24 protein-coding genes and 2 tRNA genes are annotated in these 22,837 nt (G+C 63.0%); 15 read left to right on the forward strand and 11 right to left on the reverse strand.

Features of this window, described 5'->3' with window-relative positions:
- Nucleotides 1-130 precede the first annotated feature (130 nt).
- Nucleotides 131-640, forward strand: coding sequence for a GNAT family N-acetyltransferase (locus AFIDRAFT_RS07270; protein WP_009338487.1), 510 nt, complete (start codon nt 131-133; stop codon nt 638-640).
- A gap of 87 nt (nt 641-727) precedes the next feature.
- Nucleotides 728-1,264 carry an inorganic diphosphatase gene (gene ppa / locus AFIDRAFT_RS07275; RefSeq protein WP_009338488.1) on the forward strand — a complete coding sequence of 179 codons (537 nt, stop codon included), beginning with the start codon at nt 728-730 and terminating at the stop codon, nt 1,262-1,264.
- 23 nt (nt 1,265-1,287) lie between these two features.
- Here ppa and folD read toward each other — a convergent pair whose 3' ends face one another.
- Genes folD through AFIDRAFT_RS07290 form a run of 3 tightly spaced genes read right to left on the reverse strand, consistent with a single transcriptional unit; the run spans nt 1,288 to nt 2,824 of the window.
- Nucleotides 1,288-2,172 carry a bifunctional methylenetetrahydrofolate dehydrogenase/methenyltetrahydrofolate cyclohydrolase FolD gene (gene folD / locus AFIDRAFT_RS07280; RefSeq protein WP_009338489.1) on the reverse strand — a complete coding sequence of 295 codons (885 nt, stop codon included), beginning with the start codon at nt 2,170-2,172 and terminating at the stop codon, nt 1,288-1,290.
- A 10-nt stretch (nt 2,173-2,182) separates the two neighbouring features.
- On the reverse strand, nt 2,183-2,509 hold the full coding sequence (locus AFIDRAFT_RS07285; RefSeq protein ID WP_009338490.1) for a DUF167 domain-containing protein: 327 nt from the start codon (nt 2,507-2,509) through the stop codon (nt 2,183-2,185).
- Between the two features lie 24 nt (nt 2,510-2,533).
- Nucleotides 2,534-2,824, reverse strand: a complete 291-nt coding sequence (locus AFIDRAFT_RS07290; RefSeq protein WP_009338491.1) for a YggT family protein — start codon at nt 2,822-2,824, stop codon at nt 2,534-2,536.
- Nucleotides 2,825-3,023: 199 nt separating this feature from the next.
- Between AFIDRAFT_RS07290 and AFIDRAFT_RS07295 the strand changes: the two genes are divergently transcribed.
- Together AFIDRAFT_RS07295 and AFIDRAFT_RS07300 are read left to right on the forward strand one after the other, a co-directional pair.
- Nucleotides 3,024-3,099 (forward strand) — tRNA-Ala (locus AFIDRAFT_RS07295).
- 106 nt (nt 3,100-3,205) lie between these two features.
- The gene (locus AFIDRAFT_RS07300; RefSeq protein WP_040298128.1) at nt 3,206-4,423 is read left to right on the forward strand and encodes a bifunctional alpha/beta hydrolase/OsmC family protein; all 1,218 of its coding nucleotides are present in this window, start codon (nt 3,206-3,208) and stop codon (nt 4,421-4,423) included.
- 3 nt (nt 4,424-4,426) lie between these two features.
- On the opposite strand, the gene AFIDRAFT_RS07305 is transcribed toward AFIDRAFT_RS07300, so the two are convergent.
- Together AFIDRAFT_RS07305 and AFIDRAFT_RS07310 are read right to left on the reverse strand one after the other, a co-directional pair.
- Entirely contained in the window at nt 4,427-5,206 is a 780-nt protein-coding gene (locus AFIDRAFT_RS07305) for an SDR family NAD(P)-dependent oxidoreductase (protein ID WP_009338493.1), read from the reverse strand.
- Nucleotides 5,207-5,237: 31 nt separating this feature from the next.
- Entirely contained in the window at nt 5,238-5,717 is a 480-nt protein-coding gene (locus tag AFIDRAFT_RS07310; protein WP_009338494.1) for a tellurite resistance TerB family protein, read from the reverse strand.
- A gap of 192 nt (nt 5,718-5,909) precedes the next feature.
- On the opposite strand from AFIDRAFT_RS07310, the gene AFIDRAFT_RS07315 reads away from it, so the two are divergent.
- The 5 genes from AFIDRAFT_RS07315 to AFIDRAFT_RS07335 all read left to right on the forward strand — a co-directional run bounded on the left by AFIDRAFT_RS07315 (nt 5,910) and on the right by AFIDRAFT_RS07335 (nt 10,671).
- The gene (locus AFIDRAFT_RS07315) at nt 5,910-7,991 is read left to right on the forward strand and encodes an FUSC family protein (protein WP_009338495.1); all 2,082 of its coding nucleotides are present in this window, start codon (nt 5,910-5,912) and stop codon (nt 7,989-7,991) included.
- The gene (locus AFIDRAFT_RS07320; protein ID WP_009338496.1) at nt 7,988-8,185 is read left to right on the forward strand and encodes a DUF1656 domain-containing protein; all 198 of its coding nucleotides are present in this window, start codon (nt 7,988-7,990) and stop codon (nt 8,183-8,185) included. The genes AFIDRAFT_RS07315 and AFIDRAFT_RS07320 overlap by 4 nt, the downstream gene beginning before the upstream one ends.
- Nucleotides 8,186-8,215: 30 nt before the next feature.
- Nucleotides 8,216-9,106: an efflux RND transporter periplasmic adaptor subunit gene (locus AFIDRAFT_RS07325; protein ID WP_009338497.1), complete on the forward strand. Its 891-nt coding sequence runs from the start codon at nt 8,216-8,218 to the stop codon at nt 9,104-9,106.
- Between the two features lie 150 nt (nt 9,107-9,256).
- The gene (locus AFIDRAFT_RS07330; RefSeq protein ID WP_009338498.1) at nt 9,257-9,790 is read left to right on the forward strand and encodes a hypothetical protein; all 534 of its coding nucleotides are present in this window, start codon (nt 9,257-9,259) and stop codon (nt 9,788-9,790) included.
- A 74-nt stretch (nt 9,791-9,864) separates the two neighbouring features.
- On the forward strand, nt 9,865-10,671 hold the full coding sequence (locus AFIDRAFT_RS07335; protein WP_009338499.1) for a hypothetical protein: 807 nt from the start codon (nt 9,865-9,867) through the stop codon (nt 10,669-10,671).
- 76 nt (nt 10,672-10,747) lie between these two features.
- On the opposite strand, the gene AFIDRAFT_RS07340 is transcribed toward AFIDRAFT_RS07335, so the two are convergent.
- The 4 genes from AFIDRAFT_RS07340 to AFIDRAFT_RS07355 all read right to left on the reverse strand — a co-directional run bounded on the left by AFIDRAFT_RS07340 (nt 10,748) and on the right by AFIDRAFT_RS07355 (nt 14,551).
- A tRNA-Thr gene (locus tag AFIDRAFT_RS07340) sits at nt 10,748-10,823 on the reverse strand.
- A gap of 85 nt (nt 10,824-10,908) precedes the next feature.
- On the reverse strand, nt 10,909-12,546 hold the full coding sequence (locus AFIDRAFT_RS07345) for a heme biosynthesis HemY N-terminal domain-containing protein (RefSeq protein ID WP_009338500.1): 1,638 nt from the start codon (nt 12,544-12,546) through the stop codon (nt 10,909-10,911).
- A gap of 24 nt (nt 12,547-12,570) precedes the next feature.
- The gene (locus tag AFIDRAFT_RS07350) at nt 12,571-13,782 is read right to left on the reverse strand and encodes a COG4223 family protein (RefSeq protein ID WP_009338501.1); all 1,212 of its coding nucleotides are present in this window, start codon (nt 13,780-13,782) and stop codon (nt 12,571-12,573) included.
- A 16-nt stretch (nt 13,783-13,798) separates the two neighbouring features.
- Nucleotides 13,799-14,551: a uroporphyrinogen-III synthase gene (locus tag AFIDRAFT_RS07355; protein WP_009338502.1), complete on the reverse strand. Its 753-nt coding sequence runs from the start codon at nt 14,549-14,551 to the stop codon at nt 13,799-13,801.
- Nucleotides 14,552-14,715: 164 nt separating this feature from the next.
- On the opposite strand from AFIDRAFT_RS07355, the gene tsaD reads away from it, so the two are divergent.
- The 5 genes from tsaD to AFIDRAFT_RS07380 all read left to right on the forward strand — a co-directional run bounded on the left by tsaD (nt 14,716) and on the right by AFIDRAFT_RS07380 (nt 20,285).
- A complete protein-coding gene (tsaD, locus tag AFIDRAFT_RS07360; RefSeq protein ID WP_009338503.1) occupies nt 14,716-15,789 on the forward strand; it encodes a tRNA (adenosine(37)-N6)-threonylcarbamoyltransferase complex transferase subunit TsaD in 1,074 nt (357 codons plus the stop codon).
- 56 nt (nt 15,790-15,845) lie between these two features.
- Nucleotides 15,846-16,826: an NAD(P)H-dependent glycerol-3-phosphate dehydrogenase gene (locus AFIDRAFT_RS07365; RefSeq protein ID WP_009338504.1), complete on the forward strand. Its 981-nt coding sequence runs from the start codon at nt 15,846-15,848 to the stop codon at nt 16,824-16,826.
- A 55-nt stretch (nt 16,827-16,881) separates the two neighbouring features.
- Nucleotides 16,882-17,295, forward strand: coding sequence for an EVE domain-containing protein (locus AFIDRAFT_RS07370; protein ID WP_009338505.1), 414 nt, complete (start codon nt 16,882-16,884; stop codon nt 17,293-17,295).
- Nucleotides 17,296-17,498: 203 nt separating this feature from the next.
- Entirely contained in the window at nt 17,499-19,454 is a 1,956-nt protein-coding gene (gene acs / locus AFIDRAFT_RS07375) for an acetate--CoA ligase (RefSeq protein ID WP_009338506.1), read from the forward strand.
- Between the two features lie 306 nt (nt 19,455-19,760).
- Nucleotides 19,761-20,285: a L,D-transpeptidase gene (locus tag AFIDRAFT_RS07380; RefSeq protein ID WP_009338507.1), complete on the forward strand. Its 525-nt coding sequence runs from the start codon at nt 19,761-19,763 to the stop codon at nt 20,283-20,285.
- Between the two features lie 43 nt (nt 20,286-20,328).
- Here the strand turns inward: AFIDRAFT_RS07380 and AFIDRAFT_RS07385 are convergent, their stop codons facing one another.
- Nucleotides 20,329-20,895: a thermonuclease family protein gene (locus tag AFIDRAFT_RS07385; protein WP_009338508.1), complete on the reverse strand. Its 567-nt coding sequence runs from the start codon at nt 20,893-20,895 to the stop codon at nt 20,329-20,331.
- Between the two features lie 78 nt (nt 20,896-20,973).
- Nucleotides 20,974-21,222 carry a DUF1674 domain-containing protein gene (locus AFIDRAFT_RS07390; protein ID WP_009338509.1) on the reverse strand — a complete coding sequence of 83 codons (249 nt, stop codon included), beginning with the start codon at nt 21,220-21,222 and terminating at the stop codon, nt 20,974-20,976.
- 172 nt (nt 21,223-21,394) lie between these two features.
- Between AFIDRAFT_RS07390 and AFIDRAFT_RS07395 the strand changes: the two genes are divergently transcribed.
- Nucleotides 21,395-22,735 (forward strand): RsmB/NOP family class I SAM-dependent RNA methyltransferase, encoded by a 1,341-nt coding sequence (locus tag AFIDRAFT_RS07395; RefSeq protein WP_009338510.1) that lies wholly within the window; start codon nt 21,395-21,397, stop codon nt 22,733-22,735.
- The last annotated feature ends 102 nt before the right edge of the window (nt 22,736-22,837 follow it).

A 22,837-nucleotide genomic window follows, 5' to 3' on the forward strand; every position in this document is an offset into this window, starting at 1 on the left:
CAATCGCTTCACCGGCAACAGTGTCCTGTTTCGAGACACGTCACGGGGGCGTGGTGCAAAAACCCCACATGTTAACCGATAATTAACGATAGACCTTGTCGAGCGCCCGGCGAGTTGCTTTGATTATCTTATGAGCACGATCCTGATCGAAGTCCGGCCAGCCCGGACGGCTGACGCGGCCGAGATTGCTGCCACCCATGACGAGGCGTGGCGCTCGGCCTATCAGGGCATTATTCCCGGCGCGGAACTGGAAAAGCTCATCAACCGGCGCGGCCCGCAATGGTGGAACGGCGCCATCCGCAAGGGCAGCCGCGTCAGCGTGCTGTCGTTCGGCGACAAGATCGCGGGCTATGCGAATTATGGCCGCAACCGTGCCCGCAGCCTGCATTTCGACGGCGAAATCTACGAATTGTACCTGCGCCCGGAATTTCAGGGGCTGGGCTTCGGCCGCCGCCTGTTCTCCGCTGCCAAGCGCGACCTGACCCAGAGCGGGCTGAAAAGCATGGTGATCTGGGCGCTGTCGGACAACGATCCGGCGGTCGGCTTCTACCAGAGCCTCGGCGGCCGCATGGTGGCGCGTTCCTCGGAACAGTTCGGCGCCAAGGCGCTCGACAAGGTGGCCTTCGCCTGGGGCAACTGAGCGCCATTTCCCTCGCCCGCAAAAACGACTAAACAGCGCCCATCGGCTGCGCCGTTCGCGGCCTTTATTCCTAATCCAAGGTTATCCATGAATATCGACGCCATTTCGGTGGGTGCCAACCCGCCGCACGAAGTCAATGTCATCATCGAAGTTCCGATCGGCGGCGAGCCGATCAAATACGAACTCGACAAAACCGCAGGCACGCTGGTGGTCGATCGCTTCCTGCACACCGCGATGCGCTACCCCGGCAATTACGGCTTCATCCCGCACACGCTGTCCGAGGATGGCGATCCGTGCGACGTGATCATCACCAACACCCGCGCCATCGTGCCGGGCGCGGTGATGGCGGTACGCCCCGTCGGCGTGCTCTTGATGGAAGACGAGGCTGGTGGCGACGAGAAGATTGTCGCGGTGCCGGTACCGAGGCTGACCAAGCGCTACAATCGCATCAAGACCTACAGCGATCTGCCGGAAATCACGCTGGAGCAGATCCAGCACTTCTTCGAACACTACAAGGATCTCGAGCCCGGCAAATGGGTGAAGATCGTGCGCTGGGGCGGCGCGGAAGAAGCGCAGAAGCTCATTCTCGAAGGCATTGCCCGCGCCAAGAACGAGAAGAAGTAAAAGAAACTATGTGAAGCCTGCGGTCAGACCGCAGGCTTCGGCAGCTTGTGGATAGCGCAGGCCGCGCGCACGGTGTTGACCAAGAGGCACGCCACCGTCATCTGGCCGACGCCACCCGGCACCGGCGTCACCGCGCCCGCCACCTCCATCGCCTCGGCATAGGCGACGTCACCCACAAGACGACTCTTGCCGCCTTCGCCCGGCAGCCGATTGATGCCGACATCGATCACCGTCGCGCCCGGCTTGATCCAGTCGCGCTTCACCATTTCCGGACGCCCAACGGCGGCGAACACCAGATCGGCCTGGCGGCACAACGCGGGCAGATCGCGGGTGCGCGAATGCGCAATGGTCACCGTCGCGTTTTCATTGAGCAGCAACTGCACCAAGGGACGACCCACGAGATTGGAGCGGCCGAGCACGATGGCGTTCATGCCTTCGAGCGAGGCATGTACGGTCTTGGCGAGAATGATGCAGCCGAGCGGCGTGCACGGCGTCAGCGCCGAGAGCCCGCTCGCGAGCCGCCCGGCATTGACCGGGTGCAATCCATCCACGTCCTTCGCCGGATCGATGGCATTGACGATGGTGTTGGCGTCCAGCCCCTTGGGCAATGGCAACTGCACCAGGATGCCGTGAACACTTGGATCGCGGTTGAGTTTGTCGATCAGCGCCAGCACATCGGCCTGCGGCGTGTCGGCGGACAATTTGTGCTCGAACGAGTTCATCCCGGCAGCGTGGGTCTGTTTGGTCTTGCTGCCGACATAGACCTCGCTTGCCGGATCGTTGCCGATCAACACCACGGCGAGACCGGGCGTGAGATTGTGATAGCGCTTCAGCTGCGCCACTTCCGCCGCCACGTCCTCGCGCAGCTTCGCCGCAATCACCTTTCCGTCGATCACACTGGCCGGCATCGATGTCCTTTCAATCCTTGTCGGTTGCGGCGGTTGCAGCCTTCAGGGCCTCGCCGAGTTGTTTGGGGTCGCCCTCGATCGTCAGTTGCTTGACGCGCGAGGTCACGCCGGAGGCGACGCGCACCTTGCTTTTCGGAACGCGGAGCAATTCTGCGAAAAGCTCGGTCACCGCGCGGTTGGCTTCGCCGCCTTCCGCCGCCACCCGCACGCGAACCTTGACGACGGACTTGCCGTTGGCGAGTTCTTCGATGCCATCCACCGCGTCGCGCCCGCCGCGTGGCGTCACCCGCACCGCAACCATGACGCCGTGCGCCGCATAGCGCCAGGGATCCGTCATAGGTCGGCCATCGCCCGCTAACGATCAGATCACGTTCGGGTAGATGTAATAGGTGATGACCCGCTGGAGAAACATGATGATGAGGATGACGATGATTGGCGAGATATCGAGGCCGCCGAAATTCGGCATCATGTTCCGGATCGGCCGCAGCACCGGCTCGGTGATCTTGTAGAGAAATTCCGCGACCGAGGCGACGAACTGGTTTCGCGTATTCACGACGTTGAATGCGATCAGCCAGGAGAGGACGGCGGAGGCGATCAGCAGCCAGACGTAAAGGTCGAGAACGATAAGGACGATATCGAGAACGGCGCGCATGGCGAGTTTTCCAGTTGAAGGCTCCTCATATCGCCTCAGGGGGAACCAAACAAGAGAGCTGGAAGGCCCTGCGCCGGTCCGTGCCACGGCCTTAAATGTGGTCTTTTCAGCCAGATCGGAAGCCCGACCGGAGTTCTTGACTTGGGGTTGGCCCGGACTGTAAATGGCGCCCGTTGCCGGGTTCGACCCACCGGCCGACGGGGCCATAGCTCAGCTGGGAGAGCGCGTCGTTCGCAATGACGAGGTCGGCGGTTCGATCCCGCCTGGCTCCACCAATTCCCTTCCTCCTTCCAGATTGATCCGCGCCGGTATCGCCCTGCCTCGCGCCGATGCCGTTTGTCTGGCATCCTGCGCCGGACTTGCCGCACAATGGAGGTTGCCTTGCCGATCGAGCGTTTCCAGTTTCCGGGCGCGGAGGGGCAGCTTCTGTCCGCCGCGCTCGACAGGCCCGAAGGCACGCCCCGCGCCACCGCGCTGTTCGCTCACTGTTTTACCTGCAGCAAGGACAATCTTGCGGCGAGCCGCATTGCCGGCGAGCTGGTGCGGCGCGGCTTCGCGGTGCTGCGGTTCGACTTCACCGGCCTCGGCAACAGCGAGGGCGAATTCGCCAACACGCATTTCTCATCCAACGTCGCGGACCTGATCCGGGCGGCCGACCATCTGCGCGCGGAGCATCACGCGCCCGCTTTGCTGATCGGCCACAGTCTCGGCGGCGCGGCCGTACTGGCGGCGGCGGAACGGATCCCGGAAGCGAAGGCCGTCGTCACCATCGCAGCACCCTCCGATCCCGCTCATGTCGCCGGGCTGTTCAAGGACCACATCGAGGCCATCCGTGCCGAAGGCGAAGCGGAGGTGTCTCTCGCCGGACGTCCTTTCAAAATCCGGCGCAGCTTCCTTGACGATGTCGCAAGCCAAAACCTCGCCAATCACATCGCCAACCTCAAGCGCGCGCTGCTGATCTTCCATGCGCCGACCGACGACACGGTCGGCATCGAGAACGCCACGCAGATTTTCGTCGCGGCCAAGCATCCCAAGAGCTTCATCTCGCTCGCCGGGGCGGACCATCTGCTGACCAAGCGGGAAGATGCGCTCTACGTCGCCGACATGGTGGCGGCGTGGGCGGAACGCTACCTCGACGCCGCGCCGGTGATCACGGAATCGCTTGCGGACAAGGAAGGCGTCACCGTGCAGGAAACCGGCGAAGGCCGCTTCCAGCAGCTTGTCACGGCCGGCCGTCATACGCTCATCGCCGATGAACCGGTGGGCGTGGGCGGCCTCGACAGCGGCCCCGGCCCTTACGACCTGCTGCTTGCAGGGTTAGGCGCCTGCACCTCGATGACGATGCGGATGTATGCCGAGCGTAAGGCGCTGCCGCTCGATCGCGTCACCGTGAAACTCAAACATTCGCGCATCTACGCCAAGGACTGCGCGGACTGCGAAACCAGGGACGGCATGATCAGCCGGATCGAGCGTGTCATCACCATCGAGGGCGCGCTCGATGGCGAACAGCGCGGCAAACTGATGGAGATCGCCGATAAATGTCCGGTGCATCGCACGCTGACATCGGAGATCGATATCGTCACAACCGCAGCCGATTGAATCTTAGCGGTGGCGTTGCTGCACTTTCGCGACCGCCGCCAGCACCCATGCGCGCGGAACAAACCGCAGCAACAGCGGGATACTGCGAACAGCGAAGCCTGGCAGCACCACCCGCCGGTTCGCCATCAAACCCTCATATCCGGCACGGGCAACATCAACGGCCGACACCTTCAGCAGTTTCGAATCCATTCCCGGAACGAATCCGGCGCGCGACTGGAATTCGGTCGGCACCGGACCCGGACATAAAGCTGTGACGCGCACACCGCTCTTGTGCAGTTCGGCCCGCATCGCCTCGGTGAAAGAGAGTACGAACGCCTTGGTCGCGTAATACACCGCCATCCCCGGTCCCGGCAGGAAAGCCGCGATCGATGCGACATTCAGAATGCCGCCGCGATGACGGATGATGCTGTCGGCAAAGCGCAGCGTGAGATCGGTCAGCGCGCGGACGTTGAGGTCGATCATCTCAAGCTGCTGCGCGCGATCGAGCGTCAGCGCCGCTCCCGCCAGCCCGAAGCCCGCATTGTTGACGAGAATTTCCACTTCGAAACCGAGCGCCGCGACGTCTTCCACCAGCCGCGCGATGGCGCCTTCCGCCGCAAGATCGCAGGCGATGGCGATCGGCTTCTTGGCTCCGGTGGCCGCAACAATTTCCGCCAACTCCGAGAGCCGGTCTGCCCGGCGCGCGACCAGCACGCAGGTGTGCCCTTTCGCGGCAAAGATGCGCGTCAACTCAAGCCCAATGCCGGACGACGCCCCGGTAATCAATGTCACGCGCTCGGCCATCCGGACTTCCGCCTGTCAGGGGTAAACAGGGTCAGCTTACGGCGTCGGAATCCAGTGCGCCATCCTGCACCTGCTGGCGCAGATTGACCCGCTCGCGGGTGGACACGCCGAGGAGATCAGCGGCACGCCAGATCACGTTTTCCTCGAACTCGCTGACATGGCCGTCGGCATAGACCAGTTCCCACATCATCTCGACGATCCGCAGCCGCCCCTCTTCGCTCACCGAACGCATGATGACGCTGGTGAAATGATAGAGATCGACCGCCTCGCCCTCGACCCGCATGGCATCGCGAACCAGCACGTCAGCGGTTCCGGGATCGAGATTGAAGCGATATTCCAGCAGGGCATGCAGCTTGCGCTTCTCGGCGGCCGACGGCTCGCCATCGAGCGAAATGACATGAATCAGCAGCGCGGTCGCCGCCAGACGATAGTCATCGTCGGCAAAACCGGCTTGTCCCGCCCCCGTGGGAGACACGACATCGGTGATGAACTGGCGCAATCTATCTAGCATCCGGGGTGGTCCTCGAATGGGGAACGGCGTTCTTACCCTATTTCGCGCCGTCTTGTCATTTCATGGCGGGAACATGAAACTCCGGCAATGAAGCCATGTTCCAGGGCTTTCCCGCACCCGGACAGGCCTTCTGAATCTGCGATTCACCGATTAAGACGTATTCTGGCCTCTCCGGTTCGAGCCCCGCCCGCCATGCTGCAAGTCTTTCAAAACCTGACCTGGCGCGAAGTGGTGTTCTCGCTGAAGAGTTTCGCGGCGGCCGTCCTGGCACTCTATATTTCGCTGCGGCTCAATTTCTCCCAGCCGATATGGTCGGTCACGACCGTCTATATCGTCAGCCAGCCGCTCGCCGGCATGGTGCTGTCAAAATCAGTTTACCGGGTGCTCGGCACCGTGATCGGCGCCATCGCCTCTCTGGTGTTCGTGGCACTCTTCAACAACAGCCCTGAATTGTTCTGCCTTGCTCTGGCGCTCTGGATCGGGCTCGGCACCACGATCACGATCTATCTGCGCGATGCCCCGCAGGCCTATGTCGGCATGCTGTCGGGTTATTCGGCGGCGATCATCGGACTGCCCGCCGCGCTCGCGCCGGACACCGCCTTCGACTATGCGGTGTCGCGTTGTCTGGAAATCTCCATCGGCATCGGCTGCGCCACGTTGATGCATCATCTGATCTTTCCGCAGCGTGCCGGCGACGCGCTGCGCAGGGCGCTGAACGCGACCTTGCCGAGCATGGCGCGCTGGGCGCAGGACGCGCTGCAAGGCCAGCAGAACGAGATCACCGGTCTGCTCGACCGCCGCCGCATTCTCAACGCCGTGGTGTCGCTGGATTCGCTGCGGGTATTCGCGATCTTCGATACGCCCGAGATCAGGGTGGTCGACCCGGCGATCCGCCAGCTCGAAGGCAAGTTGCTGGCGCTGCTGGCGATGCTGATGTCGGTATACGATCGTTTCGCCGCGCTGGTGCAGGAGCGCCCCGCCACGGCCGACGCGCTGCGGCCGTTACTGGAGAAGGCGGCAGCACACATGGCGCAATCGGCGGGGGCGAAAACCACAGCCGACGCGCAGGCGGAACGCTTCGACGAGACAGAACTTCACCGCGAGATCGACGCCCATCTGCCGGATATCGCTACCCTGCGCGCCGACACCCGCTCTTTCCTCGTGCGCAGCATGCTGCTGCGGCTCGGCGACGTGCTCGATCTCTGGCGCGATGCGGTCTGGCTGCGCACCCATATCGTCAGCGGGCGCCGCCTTCCCGGCAATCAACCCGCGCCGTCCTTCCGTCCCTACCGCGACCTGTCCGCCGCGCTGCTCGGCGGCGCGATCGCAACATTCGCCGTCTTGTTCGCGAGCGCCTTCTGGATTTTCTCGGCCTGGCCGAACGGCCCGACCGCCGTCACCTTCGCCGCCATCATCTGTGCGATCATGGGTGGCCGCGACAACCCGGCCGCCGCCTCGGCGGTGTTTCTCTGGATGAGCTTCGCCGGCATCGCCATCGCCGCGTTCTATCTGTTCGCGGTGCTGCCGCCGCTGTCCGGATTCATCGCGCTGGCGGTTGCGCTGGCGCCGTTTTACCTTATCGCAGGCGCCTTTCTCGCGGTCCCCCAGGCGGTGCGCTTCACCCTGCCGCTGATCCTGACCGCAGGTGGCCTGATGCCGATCGTCAACACCATGACCTACGACTTCGCCACCTTTTTCAACAGCGCGCTCGGTTATGTCACTGGCATCGCCATCGGTGTCGCTTCGCTCGGGCTGCTCTGGCCGCTGCGGACCGACTGGGCGGTGCAGCGGCTCAAGCAGGGCATGTTTCGCGACCTCACCGCAATCAGCCGGAACGAGCATGCCGACCGCGCTGCGTTCGAGAGCCGGATGTTCGATCGCAACAATGCACTGTTCGCCCGGCTCAATCCGATGAAGGCGGACGAACGCGCAACGATCCAGGGCGGACTCGGCAGCCTTCGCCTCGGGCTGAACGTGATGGTTCTGCACTCGCTGCAGCATCATCTGCCGCCGTCCGCCGCGCGTGTCGTCACCGCGGCTTGCAGGGATATATCGGATTACTTCGCACGCGCAGCGCGCAACCGCGCGGGTAGAACGCCGTTACCTTCGCTCGGCGCGGCCAGCGCCGAGCTTCTGCATTGCGACGGCAGCGCGGTGACGCTGCGTGCCGCCGAGGCGCTCTACAACATCGACATGCTGATGAAACGGCATGCGGTGTTTTTCGGCCAGCCGCCCAGGGATGAATCTCCACGAATGGAGACGGTGACCGCATGATCAAGGAAATCAACTTCGCAGGCGTGTTGCTGCCGCCCCTGATGGGATATGGACTCGTGGCCGCATTGCTTTGGCTGGCCACGCGCTTTGCGCTGTCGCGCACCGGCCTTTATCGTTTCATCTGGCATCCACCTTTGTTCAATACCGCGCTCTACGTCATTTTGCTCAGCATCGTTGTCGTCGCAACGCTCTAACCGGAAACCGATTTAACTGGAAATGTTGGGATGTCCGAACGCCTGCCGATCCTGCGTCTTTCCGTGACCTTGCTTACCCTCGCCGCTGCGGCGGTCGCAGGCTGGTTCCTGTGGCGCACTTACGAAGACAGTCCATGGACGCGCGACGCACGGGTGCGCGCCAATGTGGTGCAGGTGACGCCGGATGTCTCCGGCGTCGTGATCGACGTCCGCGTCACGGACAACCAGAGCGTCAAGGTGGGCGACGTGTTGTTCGTCATCGATCAGGCACGTTTCCAGCTCGCGCTCTCGAACGCCGAAGCCGCCCTCGCCGGAGCCGAGAGCCTGCGTGACCAGCGGCAGCAGGAATACGAGCGGCGGCAAAGGCTTTCCTCCGCCTCGATCTCGGATGAAGCCCTTGCGCAGGCCCACAGCGCCGCCCTCTCCGCGCAGGCCGCTTACGATCAGGCGCAGGCTGCCCTCAACATCGCCAAGCTCAATCTTGCGCGCACCCAGGTGCGCGCGCCGGTCAACGGTCACGTCACCAACCTGTTGCTCGACAAGGGCGACTACGCCACGGCAGGAAAGGCGATGGTGGCCGTGGTCGACAGCGATTCCTATTACGTCGCCGGTTATTTCGAGGAGACGAAACTGCGCTCAATCCACATCGGCGACGACGTCTCGATCCGGCTTCTCGGGTTCAGCCCCGAATTGCGCGGCCATGTCGCAAGCGTTGCGCGCGCCATCACTGACCGTGACAATCTGCCGGGAAGCGAATTGATCGCCAACGTCAATCCGACATTCAACTGGGTGCGGCTGGCGCAGCGCATTCCGGTGCGCATCGCAATCGATTACGTGCCACCGGACATCACACTGAGCGCGGGTATGACGGCGACCGTGGTGGTGACGGGCCCGAGCAAGGTGAAGCATAAGGCTCTGTAAGCGATTTTAGACCGCACAGCCCCCCCTTGGCGCTGGCTTTACGGCGAAAAATTCATATACCCAGAGTGCCCCGACAGCTTGCCGAAGCTGAAAGAACTGGACAGACAATTTAGCTGCATCGGACGGAGATAGTTACGTAGGGGGAATATTATGCGTCTTTTCGTTGCAGGATTTTTATTGTTGGCGTTTTCGAGCTCTGCGCTCGCAGATGAAAGGATTTTAATTATCGACACATGGTGGACCGTCGACTACGCCCGCCAGGGATGTAACCAAGCAAAACAATTTGAGAAGAACTACAAAGAGACGCTGCGGACAATCTCTTGCGAAGAGCTAACCGCGTGCCCAGAAATGCAGCCACGCATTGCAGCATGCTTGACCGATAAAACAGGCGGCGCAAATTATTATCTTGATCGGTTGAAGGGGCGCCTTGCCGCTTCTCCTGAATGCGCTGGCATTACAGTTGCCAGCTTCGTTGGGCCGAGCAACGGCAGCCCGGCGGTTTCAAACCTTATGAAGAAGCCTCATAAGACGCTGATTATCGACTACGTGCCGGGCGAGTCTCGACAGTATTGGGGAGTAACTGATGAAACAAACACGATCCTTCAAGGGGAAGGCTCATTGTCCCAGCTTGTCGTGGACGTATGCAGGATCGTGAAAACGTCGGGAGCAAAAGTCGTTCATTAAGATAAGCCTCCGCTACCAAACCACCTCGCAGGACGATATAAAAGATGCACGTTTTCAATAGTATTTGAGAATTTATGCGGCGAATTGCAACGCTATTCAGCATTGTCGTTAGTGCCTTGTCGCTAACGACGCCTGGACGAAAACTACTCGACGCGATTTTTTGGGACTGGGTTCTTCAGTTTCTCGGGCCTGTGGCCGTATTTTTCGGCCCTTATGCACGAGAATACGGCCCAGCATTAGTATTCTTTTTCCTCGGGTTATTCTTTGCTGCAAGTGAGCAAGATCGCGCAAACCTCTATCGACGGATCAAAAACGTGAACATTTGGCTCGCAGGAATTTTGATTTCAGCGCTTGTATTGATCGGCCTTATCATTGGTTATTACGTAGATCAAAGTCGCGGAAAGATTTTATGGATCCAATCGCCCGGGGCGCCGATAGCTTTTGAAACGCGAGCCGACCATCCGTTGAGCGTTTCAGGATTTAACTTGATCGGCAGGAGCCGTGTCGATGAACCGTTGCGATTTAGAGAAGCTTGGATCAGATCACTTATCACAGACAGGCGCCTTGATCTCTTGGTGCAAGGCGTGCCGGGCATGCCCGTGCCCCCTGATCGAGTGACCTTGCAGCCGTTTGGCGAACTTCTGCTTCAACGAAACCTCGTAGACGCCATGACGCCAGATCAAGAACTGAGCCTTGATGCATTTCGTCGGCAATTTGGCTCATTCGAATTCACCTTGGTCTATGCCGACGGTACGACATTCAAGAAGACGTACTCGACGCATGATGTAAATTCGCTCATTGCCGACGCTGAAGCGTACAGGGCTAAGTGGATGGTCAATCAAGCCGCCCGGCCCGGAGTAATTCTTAATCCAGAAAAATGAACTGAGTGGGCCAAAACGCATGTCGCCATTGGCGGCGGACGTGGGATGCTAAAAATGCGAGAAATGCCTGAAAATATGGTGCCGCAAGAGGGACTCGAACCCCCGACCCCGTCATTACGAATGACGTGCTCTACCAACTGAGCTATTGCGGCGAACCCTGATCGCTGACCGGAATCCGGTGCGAACAGGCGCGTGTTTATCGGTCGCAGCCCGGTTTTGCAAGATTTCCGGGCCGGTTTAGCTGCCCAGCCGCGACACGAATCCGCGCCAGCCGCCGGGCTGACGGTCATGGGCGGCATCCGGATCTTCCGAAAAATCGTCCTCGGGAACACCCGGATCGTCGGGCGCGCGCACCAGCGGAATAATGGCGGACGGCGCGGGGCTGCGGGCCTCACCTGCCGGACGCGCCCGGAACACCGGCGGGGCCACATTGTCCGTCTTGACCGGCGCGGGGGCTGCTTCCACGGGTGCCTTTTCGACAGCGGGTTCTGGCTCGGCGGGGGCGACTTTCGATTCGATCGCGACGGAGGCCGGCTCAGGCAGCTTTTCCGGAAGATGGGACGCTTCCGCCGCGACGTCCACATGATCGGAGGTCAGGGCCGCCACCGGCGTGACCCACTGGAACGCATCAAGCCGTCCGGTGACCGGCGACACCGGCCGCCAGCGATCCGACACATAGCCGTCCGCCGTCCACGCCGGATCTGGCGCGGCGCGCACCGCACGCGCCGTCCATTCACGGGCGCGGCCTTCATCATGATTTCCGGCACGCTCAAGCTCCGCCATCAACAGCGCCACGCGTTGCGTCATGGTTGTGAGCAGCGGCGCGAGCGCTTCGCGCGCGCGGCCGAATTCGCTCGCCTCGATGGCGGCGCGCGCAATCGCAAGCCGGCTCTCGCGATGATCGGGCGCCTTCTGTGCAAGGAGTTCGACGCGGGCAAGGCGTTCGCGCGCGGAATCGCCGAGCCGGACATGCGCGTAGGCGTCGGCAAGATCGGGATGCGGGTTGGCATTCCACGCCACTTCGATGGTGCGCATGGCGCGGCGAACCTGATTGTCCTCGCTGTAGAACTTTGCGGCCAATACAGCAGCAGGCACGAGTTGCGGCGCGAACTTGATCGCCTCCATCGCGCTCTTGCGCGACAGATCGCGATCGCGTTCCTCCAGCTCGAGCGCACGCGCCGTCAGCAGCACGCCCCGCTGGCGGCGATACGGCGCGTTCTCGATCAGGCTTGCCGAATAATTGCTGTCGAGGAGAGCAAGCGCGCCGTCCCAATCGCTTTGCGCGCAGCGGAAGCCGAGCACCGCATGGGAGGCCCAGGGCGAACTCGGTGCGATCTTCAGGGCCTCTTCCGCCATCGCGACCGCCGTATGAAGATCGTCGTTGCGTTGCGCCTCGATGAAAAGCCCGCGCAGGCCGAGAAGGCGCATGTCCTGCCGCTCGGCCATGGCATGGAACGCGTGCTGTGCGCCGGGGCGATCGCCCTCCAGTTGCGCGGTCTGCGCCTGCAACAGCAACGTCAGCGGATCATGCTCCGCCAGCCGCTTCGCCGTTCCGGCATGACGATGCGCGAGCGATGAATCGCCGGTGCCGACGGCGATCAAGCCTTGCGTGATGGCGTGACGCGCCTTGGCCTCGCGCTTCTCGTGCCGGTAACGGCGCAACCGCGCAGGCGTCTTCCAGAACGCACGAACAATCGTCCATACCAGAATCGCCGCGATGACAAGGATGAGGGCGAGGAGCGCAAGAACCGGGAGCGAGGTCTCGGCCCGCCAGCCGTTCCACGACAGAACAACGCCGCCGCTCTGATCGGCGACCCATGTCGCGCCCAGCGCCGCCACCGTCAGCAGGATCAGGAAGGAGAAGATGCGAACCATGCGGATTCCGATCGCAACGCTACATCAATGGGACGATGACGGCAGCGCCGCCGTCGCGGCCTGATTGAAGGCACGCGAAGCCGCAAGCGCCGCCGCGCGCGCATGAACCTTGTCGATCCAGCTTTGCAGCGCGCCGCGATCCTGCTCCGGCAATTGCGCGACGATCTTTTGCGCCGCCTGCAAATCGCTGCGTTCCGCCGCCGTCTTCGCGCGCGACAGCAGCGCCGCGCGATCCGAGCCTGCGTCATCGATCCGCGTCACGCGCACGAGATGCGCAGCACTGTTGCGCAAGCGGTCGAGCCATCCGCTCGCCGCCGGCGCACTCTCGCGCCTGGCCTCGAGACGCGGCAGTTGCGCCAGCAATTCACGGCTCAGGGCGTCGGCACCCGGCACGCCGGTCGCGGCAAAGGCCTCAAGCGGCTTCAGCGTATCGGCTACACCGTCGCCAAACCGCGCGGCGGTGGCCAGCGCGGTCGCATAGGGAAGGCCCTGCTGCACGGCCTGATCGAGCGCGGAGGCCGCGAGCGCGCGGCGCAGCGCGGTATCGTCCGGCGGCTTCGGCGCAGCAGGCTTCGCTGCCGCCGCCGCTTCAGCACCAGCGGCGACAAGCTGCTGTTCGAGCTTCGAGAGACGGCCTTCGATGCCGGACATATCCGGTGCGGGTACAGCCTTTTCGGCAGGCGCAGCCGATGCAGCGGCCTTTTCCAGAGTTGCGATCTTGGTAGATGCATCCTGCACCTGCTGGCGCAGCGCCGTCACATCCTTGCGGATCGCGGTCAGTGACGTATCGAGCGCATCGAGACGCTTCGTCAGCGCGCTGACATCGACAGGCGCGGCCGGCTTGTCTTCGAGGTTGGTTACGCGCGTATTCAGATTTTCGATGGTTGACGTCTGCGCGGGAGGAATGTCCGGATCGGAATTGCCCGGCGAGATAACATTCCACAAGCCGCTCACCAGCAGCGCCACCACGGCGGCGCTGAACATTGCGGCCAGAATGATCCGCGACGGCACGACGGCCGCCGGGGCCGCGGCCTCTCCCGACTCAGATTTGTCTTTCGATGAACGCCCGCCGCCGAAGCGGGCGCGCCAGCCAGCCCGCGGCTTGTCTGCCTCGACTTTCTCTTCAGAGCCGGGCGTGGTGTCGGTCACCTCGGAGGGATCAAGATCAATGGTCGGCGCGGCACGCTTGCGGGCGGCGGCCTCGTCGGTCTCACGCTGATCGTCGTCTGTGGCCATGGTCCGCCCGGTTTTCCTATCCTTTACCAGATTTGGCCGCGCGCCGCTTCACCGGAATCGCCCGATAAAGCGTCTCGAAGATTGCATTTTCGTCAGGTGACGCCGCAGCCAGCACCCGCGACGCACCGGCTTCGCGCAACACCGCAGCCACCACATCCGAAATACAGCATTGCGGCAAGGCCAGCGCGGAAATCTCCAGCCCCGCAGCTTTCACCGCGCCGACAAACGATTGCGCGCTGCGCCGCGAGTAATGCAGCACGGCCTCGACATCGCCAGCGCCAAAGGCCGCCTCCACGGCCTCCGAAAAATGCACGAGCGGCGTCATCCGATAGGTTGTCAGCGTGGTGACGTTATACCCGCGCGTACCCAAATCAGTTCCCAGATCGCGGCTGAGGTCGGCGCCCGCGAGATAGCAAATCTGACCCGAGCCACGCAGCCGCGCCTCCACCAGTTCGCAAAGGGCCACAGCATCGCCGGACGCGCTTTCGACATCGCGAAAGCCGAAGGCACGGGCGGCCTCCGCGGTGGCATCGCCGACGGCAAACACCTTCGTGTCGCGCAACCGCTCCAGCAGCGGCTGCCCGACGATGCCGCGCAAGGCATTCGCGCTGGTGACGATGACCGCATTATAATGTGCATCCGGCTCGTCGCGGATGGCGATCGGCTCGAACCGCAGCGCGGGCGAGAGCAAAACGCCGTATCCGGCCTCACGCAGGGCCGCCGCGGTCGCCTCGTTGTCCGGAAAAGGCCGCATCACCAGTATCGCCATTCATACCTCAATCTGCGGAACCCACTTTTACCGGACGCCCGCTAATGCTACCCGAGAACCAAGCAGAACGCCGCTTTGGCGGTAAACGCAAGTGCTCCGGCCGATCCACCCGGCGACATGGCTTCCACTTGGCTTGAAGGCTGATTTTGGCGCAAGACTCCGCAATGCTGGTTTTGGGAATAGAGACGACCTGCGACGAAACCGCAGCCGCCGTGATCGAACGCCATGCGGACGGTTCGGGCCGGATTCTTTCCAATATCGTACGCTCCCAAATCGCCGAACATGCGCCGTTCGGCGGCGTGGTGCCGGAAATCGCGGCGCGCGCCCATGTCGAAATGCTCGACGTGCTGGTTGAAAAAGCCATGACCGAGGCAGGCGTTGAATTTTCGCAACTCGACGGCGTGGCCGCGGCGGCCGGTCCGGGGTTGATCGGTGGCGTCATCGTCGGCCTCACCACCGCCAAGGCTATCGCGCTTGTGCACGACACGCCATTGATCGCGGTCAATCATCTCGAAGCGCATGCGCTGACGCCGCGCCTCACGGTGCCGCTGGCGTTTCCCTACTGCCTGTTTCTCGCCTCCGGCGGGCACACCCAGATCGTCGCCGTACTGGGCGTCGGCGAATATGTCCGGCTCGGCACCACGGTCGACGATGCGATGGGCGAAGCCTTCGACAAGGTCGCGAAAATGCTCGACCTGCCCTATCCCGGTGGGCCGCAGGTAGAGCGCGCCGCGCGCGACGGCGACCCGGAGCGGTTTTCGTTTCCGCGCCCGATGCTCGGACGCAAGGATGCGAATTTCTCGCTGTCAGGCCTGAAGACCGCCGTGCGCAACGAGGCCTCGCGGCTTGAACCGCTGGAGCCGCAGGACATCGCCGATCTGTGCGCGGGTTTTCAGGCCGCCGTGCTCGAATCCACCGCCGACCGGATTCGCTCAGGCCTGAGATTGTTTCGCGAACAGTTCGGCGCGCCGCGCGCGCTGGTCGCGGCCGGCGGCGTCGCCGCCAATGTCGCGATCCGCAACGCGCTGCAGGAAATCGCTGCCAACGACCAGATCACCATGATCGTGCCACCGCCGCAGCTTTGCACCGACAACGGCGCGATGATCGCATGGGCGGGGGCGGAGCGGCTCGCGCTCGGCCTCACCGACGCCATGGCGGCGCCGCCGCGTGCGCGCTGGAAACTGGACGAAGCCACCGAGACACCGACAAAATTCATCAACACCCGCGCGCGGCATTGACGCGGCGCCGCGAAACTGTTCCTCAATCGCACTCCACACAACGCCAAAGCAGGCTCATGGCATCCTTCAACACCATCTCGGTCATCGGCGCAGGCGCATGGGGCACGGCGCTGGCCAACGCCTGCGCGCGCTCGGGCCGCGCGGTGACGCTGTTTGGCCGCGACGCGGCCGCGCTCGATGTGGTGAAACAGAGCCGAGAGAACCCGCGCCTGCCCGGCATCAAGCTCGATCAGGCCATTCAATTGACCGGCCATCTCGGAGACAGCGCGAAGGCCGATATTCTTCTGCTGGTCACACCGGCGCAAAGCCTGCGCGCAGCGATGACGGGGCTTGCGCCATACGTCACGCAAGGAACGCCCGTCGTGATCTGCGCCAAGGGCATCGAGCGCGGCACCCATAAATTCATGACCGAGATCGCAGCGGAAGTGTTGCCGCAAGCACGGCCCGCGATTCTGTCGGGCCCGAGTTTCGCCAGCGACGTCGCACGCGGCCTGCCGACGGCGGTGACGCTCGCCGCGGCGGAGGAATCGCTTGCCGTCGCATTGACGCATGCGCTCGGCTCGCCATCGTTGCGGCCCTATCACACCACCGACGTGCGCGGCGTCGAGATCGGCGGCGCGGTGAAGAATGTGCTGGCGATCGCGGCAGGCATCGCCGCCGGTAAACAGCTCGGCGCGTCGGCGCTTGCCGCGCTGACCACACGCAGCTTCGCTGAGCTGATGCGCTTCGGCCTCGCCTGCGGCGCGCGCAGCGAGACGATTTCGGGCTTGTCCGGTCTCGGCGATTTGATCCTGACATGCTCGAGCCCGCAGTCGCGCAACTTCGCCTTCGGCATGGCGCTCGGACGTGGCGAAACATTTTCTCCCGGCATCCTGAGCGAAGGGCAATTCACCGCGCCGGTGCTGATCGAGATCGCGCGTGACAAGAAAATCGAAATGCCGGTGGCGCAGGCGGTCGCGCATGTGCTTGGCGGCGCGATCACAATCAACGAGGCGATCGAGATGCTGCTGACCCGCCCCTTCAAGGCGGAAGGATAGATAATCTCGATTGCTGCCATCGCTTTTGTTCATCGGCGATTGTACAGGAAGTGCGATGAATTACTGGCTCGTCAAATCCGAACCCTCGACATGGTCGTGGGACCAGCAGGTCGCCAAAGGCAACAAAGGCGAGGCCTGGACCGGTGTGCGCAATCACTCCGCCAAGCTCAACATGATGAAGATGAAGAAGGGCGATCTGGCCTTCTTTTATCATTCCAACGAGGGCAAGGAGATCGTCGGCATCGTCGAGATCGTGCGCGAGCATTATCCCGATCCAACCGATGCATCCGGCAAATTCGTCTGCGTCGATATCGCCGCCAGGAAGCCATTGAAGACGCCGGTGACGCTGGTCGCGGTAAAAGCCGAGGCCAAGCTCGCCGACATGGAGTTGTTGCGGTTGTCACGCTTGTCAGTGCAGGCCGTGACTCCTCAACAATGGGCGATCGTATGCAAAATGGGCGGCGTCTGACGCCCGCAACCACGCCATTTTCTCCGAATGTTTCCTGGTCTGCGGCGTTTCGTCCGGCTTCGCCGCTCAAACGCTTGAAAGATTTCAATCGTGTCTCGACAAAAGTCCTAAATCTTCCAACTTGTCCCCCTCCCCTCGGGGGGCGCATAATCCCGGTCAATAAGATTAACCGCCCGCGTTCATGGGCGATCCGGGAGAAGACAATGTCCGAGACTATCCATCCAGTCACGCCAGAGTGGGCCAAACGCGCCTATGTCGATGAGGCAAAGTACAACGACATGTACGCGCGCTCGATCAAGGACCCGAACGGGTTCTGGAGCGAGGCGGCCAAGCGGGTGGACTGGATCAAGCCTTTCACCAAGGTGGAGAACACCTCGTTCGAACTCGGCAAGGTCTCGATCAAATGGTTCGAGGATGGCGTTCTCAACGCCGCCTACAACTGCATCGACCGGCATCTGGAGAAGCGCGGCGACCAGACCGCCATCATCTGGGAGGGCGACGATCCGTCTGAATCGCGCCACATCACCTATCGCGAGCTGCACGACGAAGTCTGCAAGATGGCCAACATCCTGCGGCTGCGCAACGTCAAGAAGGGCGACCGCGTCACCATCTATCTGCCGATGATCCCGGAGGCGGCGTATGCGATCCTCGCCTGCGCGCGCATCGGCGCGATCCATTCGGTGGTGTTCGGCGGCTTCTCGCCCGACTCCATCGCCGGCCGCCTGCGCGACTGCAAGTCGCGCGTCATCATCACCTCCGACGAGGGCCTGCGCGGCGGACGCACCATCGCGATGAAAGCCAACGTCGATGCCGCGATCGAGAAGGTCAACGGCGAGGTGGACTGGGTGGTCGTCGTCAAGCGCACCGGCGGCAAGGTCAACATGGATCCGAAGCGCGACGTCTGGTACCATGAGGCCGCCGCCGTGGTCGAAAGCGAATGCCCGTGCGAGCCAATGAACGCGGAAGATCCGCTGTTCATCCTCTACACTTCGGGTTCGACCGGACAGCCGAAAGGCGTGCTGCACACCACTGCCGGCTATCTGATCTTCGTGTCGATGACGCACCAATACGTCTTCGACTATCACGACGGCGACATCTACTGGTGCACCGCCGACGTCGGCTGGGTCACCGGCCACAGCTACATTCTGTACGGGCCGCTCGCCAACGGCGCGACCACGATGATGTTCGAGGGCGTGCCGAACTATCCGGACAATTCGCGGTTCTGGAACGTCATCGACAAGCACAAGGTCAACATCTTCTACACCGCGCCGACCGCGATCCGCGCGCTGATGCAGGCCGGTGACGAGCCGGTGAAGAAGACCTCGCGCAAATCGCTGCGGCTGCTCGGCTCGGTTGGCGAGCCGATCAACCCGGAAGCCTGGGAATGGTACTACCGCGTGGTCGGTGATTCCCGCTGCCCGGTGGTCGATACCTGGTGGCAGACCGAAACCGGCGGCATCATGATCTCGCCGCTGCCGGGCGCCATCGCACAGAAGCCGGGCTCGGCGACCAAGCCGTTCTTCGGCGTGGTGCCGCAGATCGTCGATGCCGACGGCAAGGTGCTGGACGGCGAATGCAGCGGCAACCTGTGCATCGCCAAATCGTGGCCGGGCCAGGTGCGCACCGTCTACGGCGACCACGAACGTTTCGAGAAGACCTACTTCTCCGCCTACAAGGGCAAGTACTTCTCCGGCGACGGCTGCCGCCGCGATGCCGACGGCTATTACTGGATCACCGGCCGCGTCGATGACGTCATCAACGTCTCCGGTCATCGCATGGGCACGGCGGAAGTCGAAAGCTCGCTGGTGGCGCATGAGAGCGTGTCGGAAGCCGCCGTCGTCGGCTATCCGCACGATATCAAGGGCCAGGGCATCTACGCTTACGTCACGCTGATGGCCGGCGTGGAGCCGAGCGAGGCGCTGCGCAAGGAACTGGTGGCTTGGGTGCGCAAGGACATCGGCCCGATCGCGCAGCCGGACCTGATCCAGTTCGCGCCGGGCCTGCCGAAGACCCGTTCAGGCAAGATCATGCGCCGCATCCTGCGCAAGATCGCGGAGGACGAACCGTCGAGCCTCGGCGACACCACGACGCTCGCCGATCCCGGCGTCGTCACCGACCTCGTCAACAACCGGCAGAACAAGAAGGCCGCTCACGCCTGATCCGGTCTCAAGCCGTTCGTATCCAGGCCTCTCCCTTCGGGGAGAGGCCTTTTTCTTGGGCGCGTGCGGCATCACGGCATTGTTAGGCAACCCCCGCCGCCACGCGGCGGTTTAACCGCAACTGTTGTTTTGCGGACATTTACACCGCCGCCGATTTTTCCTTTATGGCGCGCAGTCGCACGGCGAGCGGAAACGGTTCGCTCATTTGTGCGGCGTAGGCTAAGCGCGGGCCTTGAAAAACAAGCCTTGAGAAGCAGGTTTTGGGACGCCGCGCCGCCTGAATGGATTTTGCGGAGACTGATTGCCATGCGCCCGTTCGCCTCATTCGTTGCAGCCGCTGTTGCCGCCGGTTCGCTCATTCTCACCGCCGGCACCGCGCCGGCCTTCGCGCATCCCGACATGGTCCGCGCACCGGCGGGCTATTCGCCCGGCACCATCGTGGTGAAGACCAGCGAGCGCCGCCTCTATCTCATTCTCGATGAGCAGCACGCGATCCGCTACCCGGTCGGCGTCGGCAAACGCGGCAAGGAATGGGCGGGTGAGACGCGCATCAGCGGCAAATACCGCAATCCCGCATGGTCGCCGCCCGATGATGTGAAGCGCGATCATCCGAACATCCCCGATGTGATCGAAGGCGGTTCGCCACGCAACCCAATGGGCGTCGCGGCGATGACGCTCGCGGGCGGCCAGTACGCCATCCACGGCACCAACGTGCCGAAGTCGGTCGGCGGCTACGTCTCCTATGGCTGCGTGCGGATGTACAATCCCGACATCACCGACCTGTTCGAGCGCGTCTCGGTCGGCACGCCGGTCGTGGTCACATCGCGATAAGGCCTGCCGTTCCGGCGTTTTTCATATCATGAGCGATGGTGCGCTAACCGCACCATCCGGCACGATGGCCCCCGTTATAGGGACGGCCGTGCCCGGCGGCGATCAGCGCGGCCGAGACATTCGGCGTCGTGCGCGTCGCAACGTCCGCAACCACACGGCCGTTATATTTGTCGGGTCCGACGTTGTAGATCGTGACGCTGCCCTCCTTGAGGAATGTGGTGAGCGCCTCACGCGCCGCCTGCGCCATGCGTGATTCAGCGAGACACCGCGCCTTCAGTTCCGGCGCATCGACGCCGCGCAGCCGCACGCGCGTGGTGATGTCGAGCCCCTGCCACAGATGCACCCGCGCCTCGAAGGTATCGCCGTCGATCACATACATGACCTGCGCGGACTGTCGGACGCCTGCGTCGCCGCTGCGCGAGGCTTCCACCAGCCGGTCGCGGTCCGCCCGCTCGGTATCGCCCGCCGATGTGTTGAACCTGCTGTGCGGAAGCCATGCCCCTGCAATGAGCCCCACGCTGAACATCAGCGCGAGCAGCGTCCCCGCCCACAGGCGGTCGCGGCGCTGCGCGGAGCGGGTTGCCATGCGATTCGGCGTATCTAGGAACATATCCCTAGATACCTTCTGAATCCTTGGCTGACAAGCGGGTGCGGATTTTTACGTAAGGCGCAATCGCCGCCGCGCGCTTCAGAAATCCGAGGCTATCCCTTTGATTTCCCAATCGCCGTAACGAGTCGGCTCCGGCCCTTTCGGCCCATTGATCTCTTTCGGATCGTTGGGGTCAGATGCGGGATCATTTTCCTTATTTTTTTCCCTGGCCTTCACGGCTTCCGCCCTCCGGGCCTCGGCTTCGGCCAACGCGCGCTGGGCGGCTGGTGGCAAGGGGCGACGCGGCGGCATCGCATCCGCATTGTCTGTCTTCGGCTCGTCCGCCATATCCGCCTCCATATCACTCAGTGCGAAGCGGCGATGCACATGGCCGCTTCATAATCGTCCCGCGTCTTATTTAAGCCGTGTCACGATTCTTACATTTGGCATATTCGCATGTCATCCCTGCGTCTTCGTTGCGGCATGCCCGCTCTTCCCTGCTTTGGTTGTACAGTATTCCATGAAGCCTTCGCGATTCGTTCCGCCGACCGAGGTGCCCGGCCTCGCCGCGCGCCGCATAGCCGCCGATATCATCGACGGCGTTCTCCACAAACGGCGCACGCTGGACGATCAGCTTGAAGGTCCTGCCGCCCATCCCGTTCTCAAGACGCTGTCCGACCGCGACCGCGCGCTGATGCGCCGTCTCGTCGCGACCGTGCTGCGCCGTCTCGGCACGCTCGGCCATCTGCTGTCGCGGCTGCTCGATCGCGGGATTCCAAGCGATGCACCCCGCGCGCAGAGTGCGCTGCTGATCGGCGCCGCGCAGATTCTGTGGATGGACGTGCCCGACCACGCCGCCGTGGATCTGTCGGTCCGTCTCGTACAGGCCGACCGTCGCGCGGCAAAGTATGCGGGACTCGTCAACGCGGTGCTGCGCCGTTGCGCGCGCGAAGGGTTGCCTCTGGTCGAAGAGGTCAAGGATGGCATGATCGACCTGCCGCCGTGGCTGGTGGCGCGCTGGATCAAGGCCTACGGCGAAGACAATGCACGCGCGATGGCCCGCGCCATCGGCCACGAGCCGCCGCTCGATCTCACGGTAAAAACCGATTCCGAAAGCTGGGCGACGCGGCTCCACGGCGAAATGCTGCCGACCGGCACCGTGCGCACGCAACTGCATGGGCCGATCACGATGCTGCCCGGCTTTTCCGAGGGCGCATGGTGGGTACAGGACGCCGCCGCCGCCATCCCTGCGCGGCTGTTCGGTGACATCACCGGCAAATCCGTCGCCGATCTGTGCGCGGCGCCGGGCGGCAAGACCGCGCAGCTCGCGCAGGCGGGCGCCCATGTCACCGCGGTCGACCGCTCCGCCGGGCGGCTTGCGCGCCTGAAAGACAATTTTGCGCGGCTTTCGCTCGAAGCCAGTTGTGTGGCGACGGATGCGACCGAATGGGACGGCGGCCCGTTCGATGCGATCCTGCTCGATGCGCCCTGCATGGCGACCGGCACCATCCGCCGTCATCCCGACGTCGCCTGGCTGAAGAACGAAGCCGATATGGGCGCGCTCAACGCCCTGCAAAAACGCCTGTTGCAGAAAAGCGTGACGCTGCTGAAACCCGGCGGGATGCTGGTCTACTGCACCTGTTCGCTGGAACCCGAGGAAGGCGAACAGGCGATCGCATCGCTGCTCGCCTCCGAACCGCAGGTAAAGCGGATGCCCGTCACGCCCGGCGAACTCGCCGGGCTGTCGGAACTCATCACCGCCGATGGCGATGTCCGCACGCTGCCCTGCCACCTGCCCCATGCCGATCCGAAGCTGTCGGGGCTCGACGGCTTTTACGCCGCGCGCCTGGTCAAGGCCTGACCTGATTTCTCCTTTTCACACAGACGCCTCCCGCCTTTTGTCCCCATGCGGACGTGCCTTGTCTGGAATTCCAGACTAAAAAGGAGACACGGAGATTCCCTC

Source organism: Afipia sp. 1NLS2 (assembly GCF_000178995.1).
Taxonomy (GTDB): Bacteria; Pseudomonadota; Alphaproteobacteria; order Rhizobiales; family Xanthobacteraceae; genus Afipia.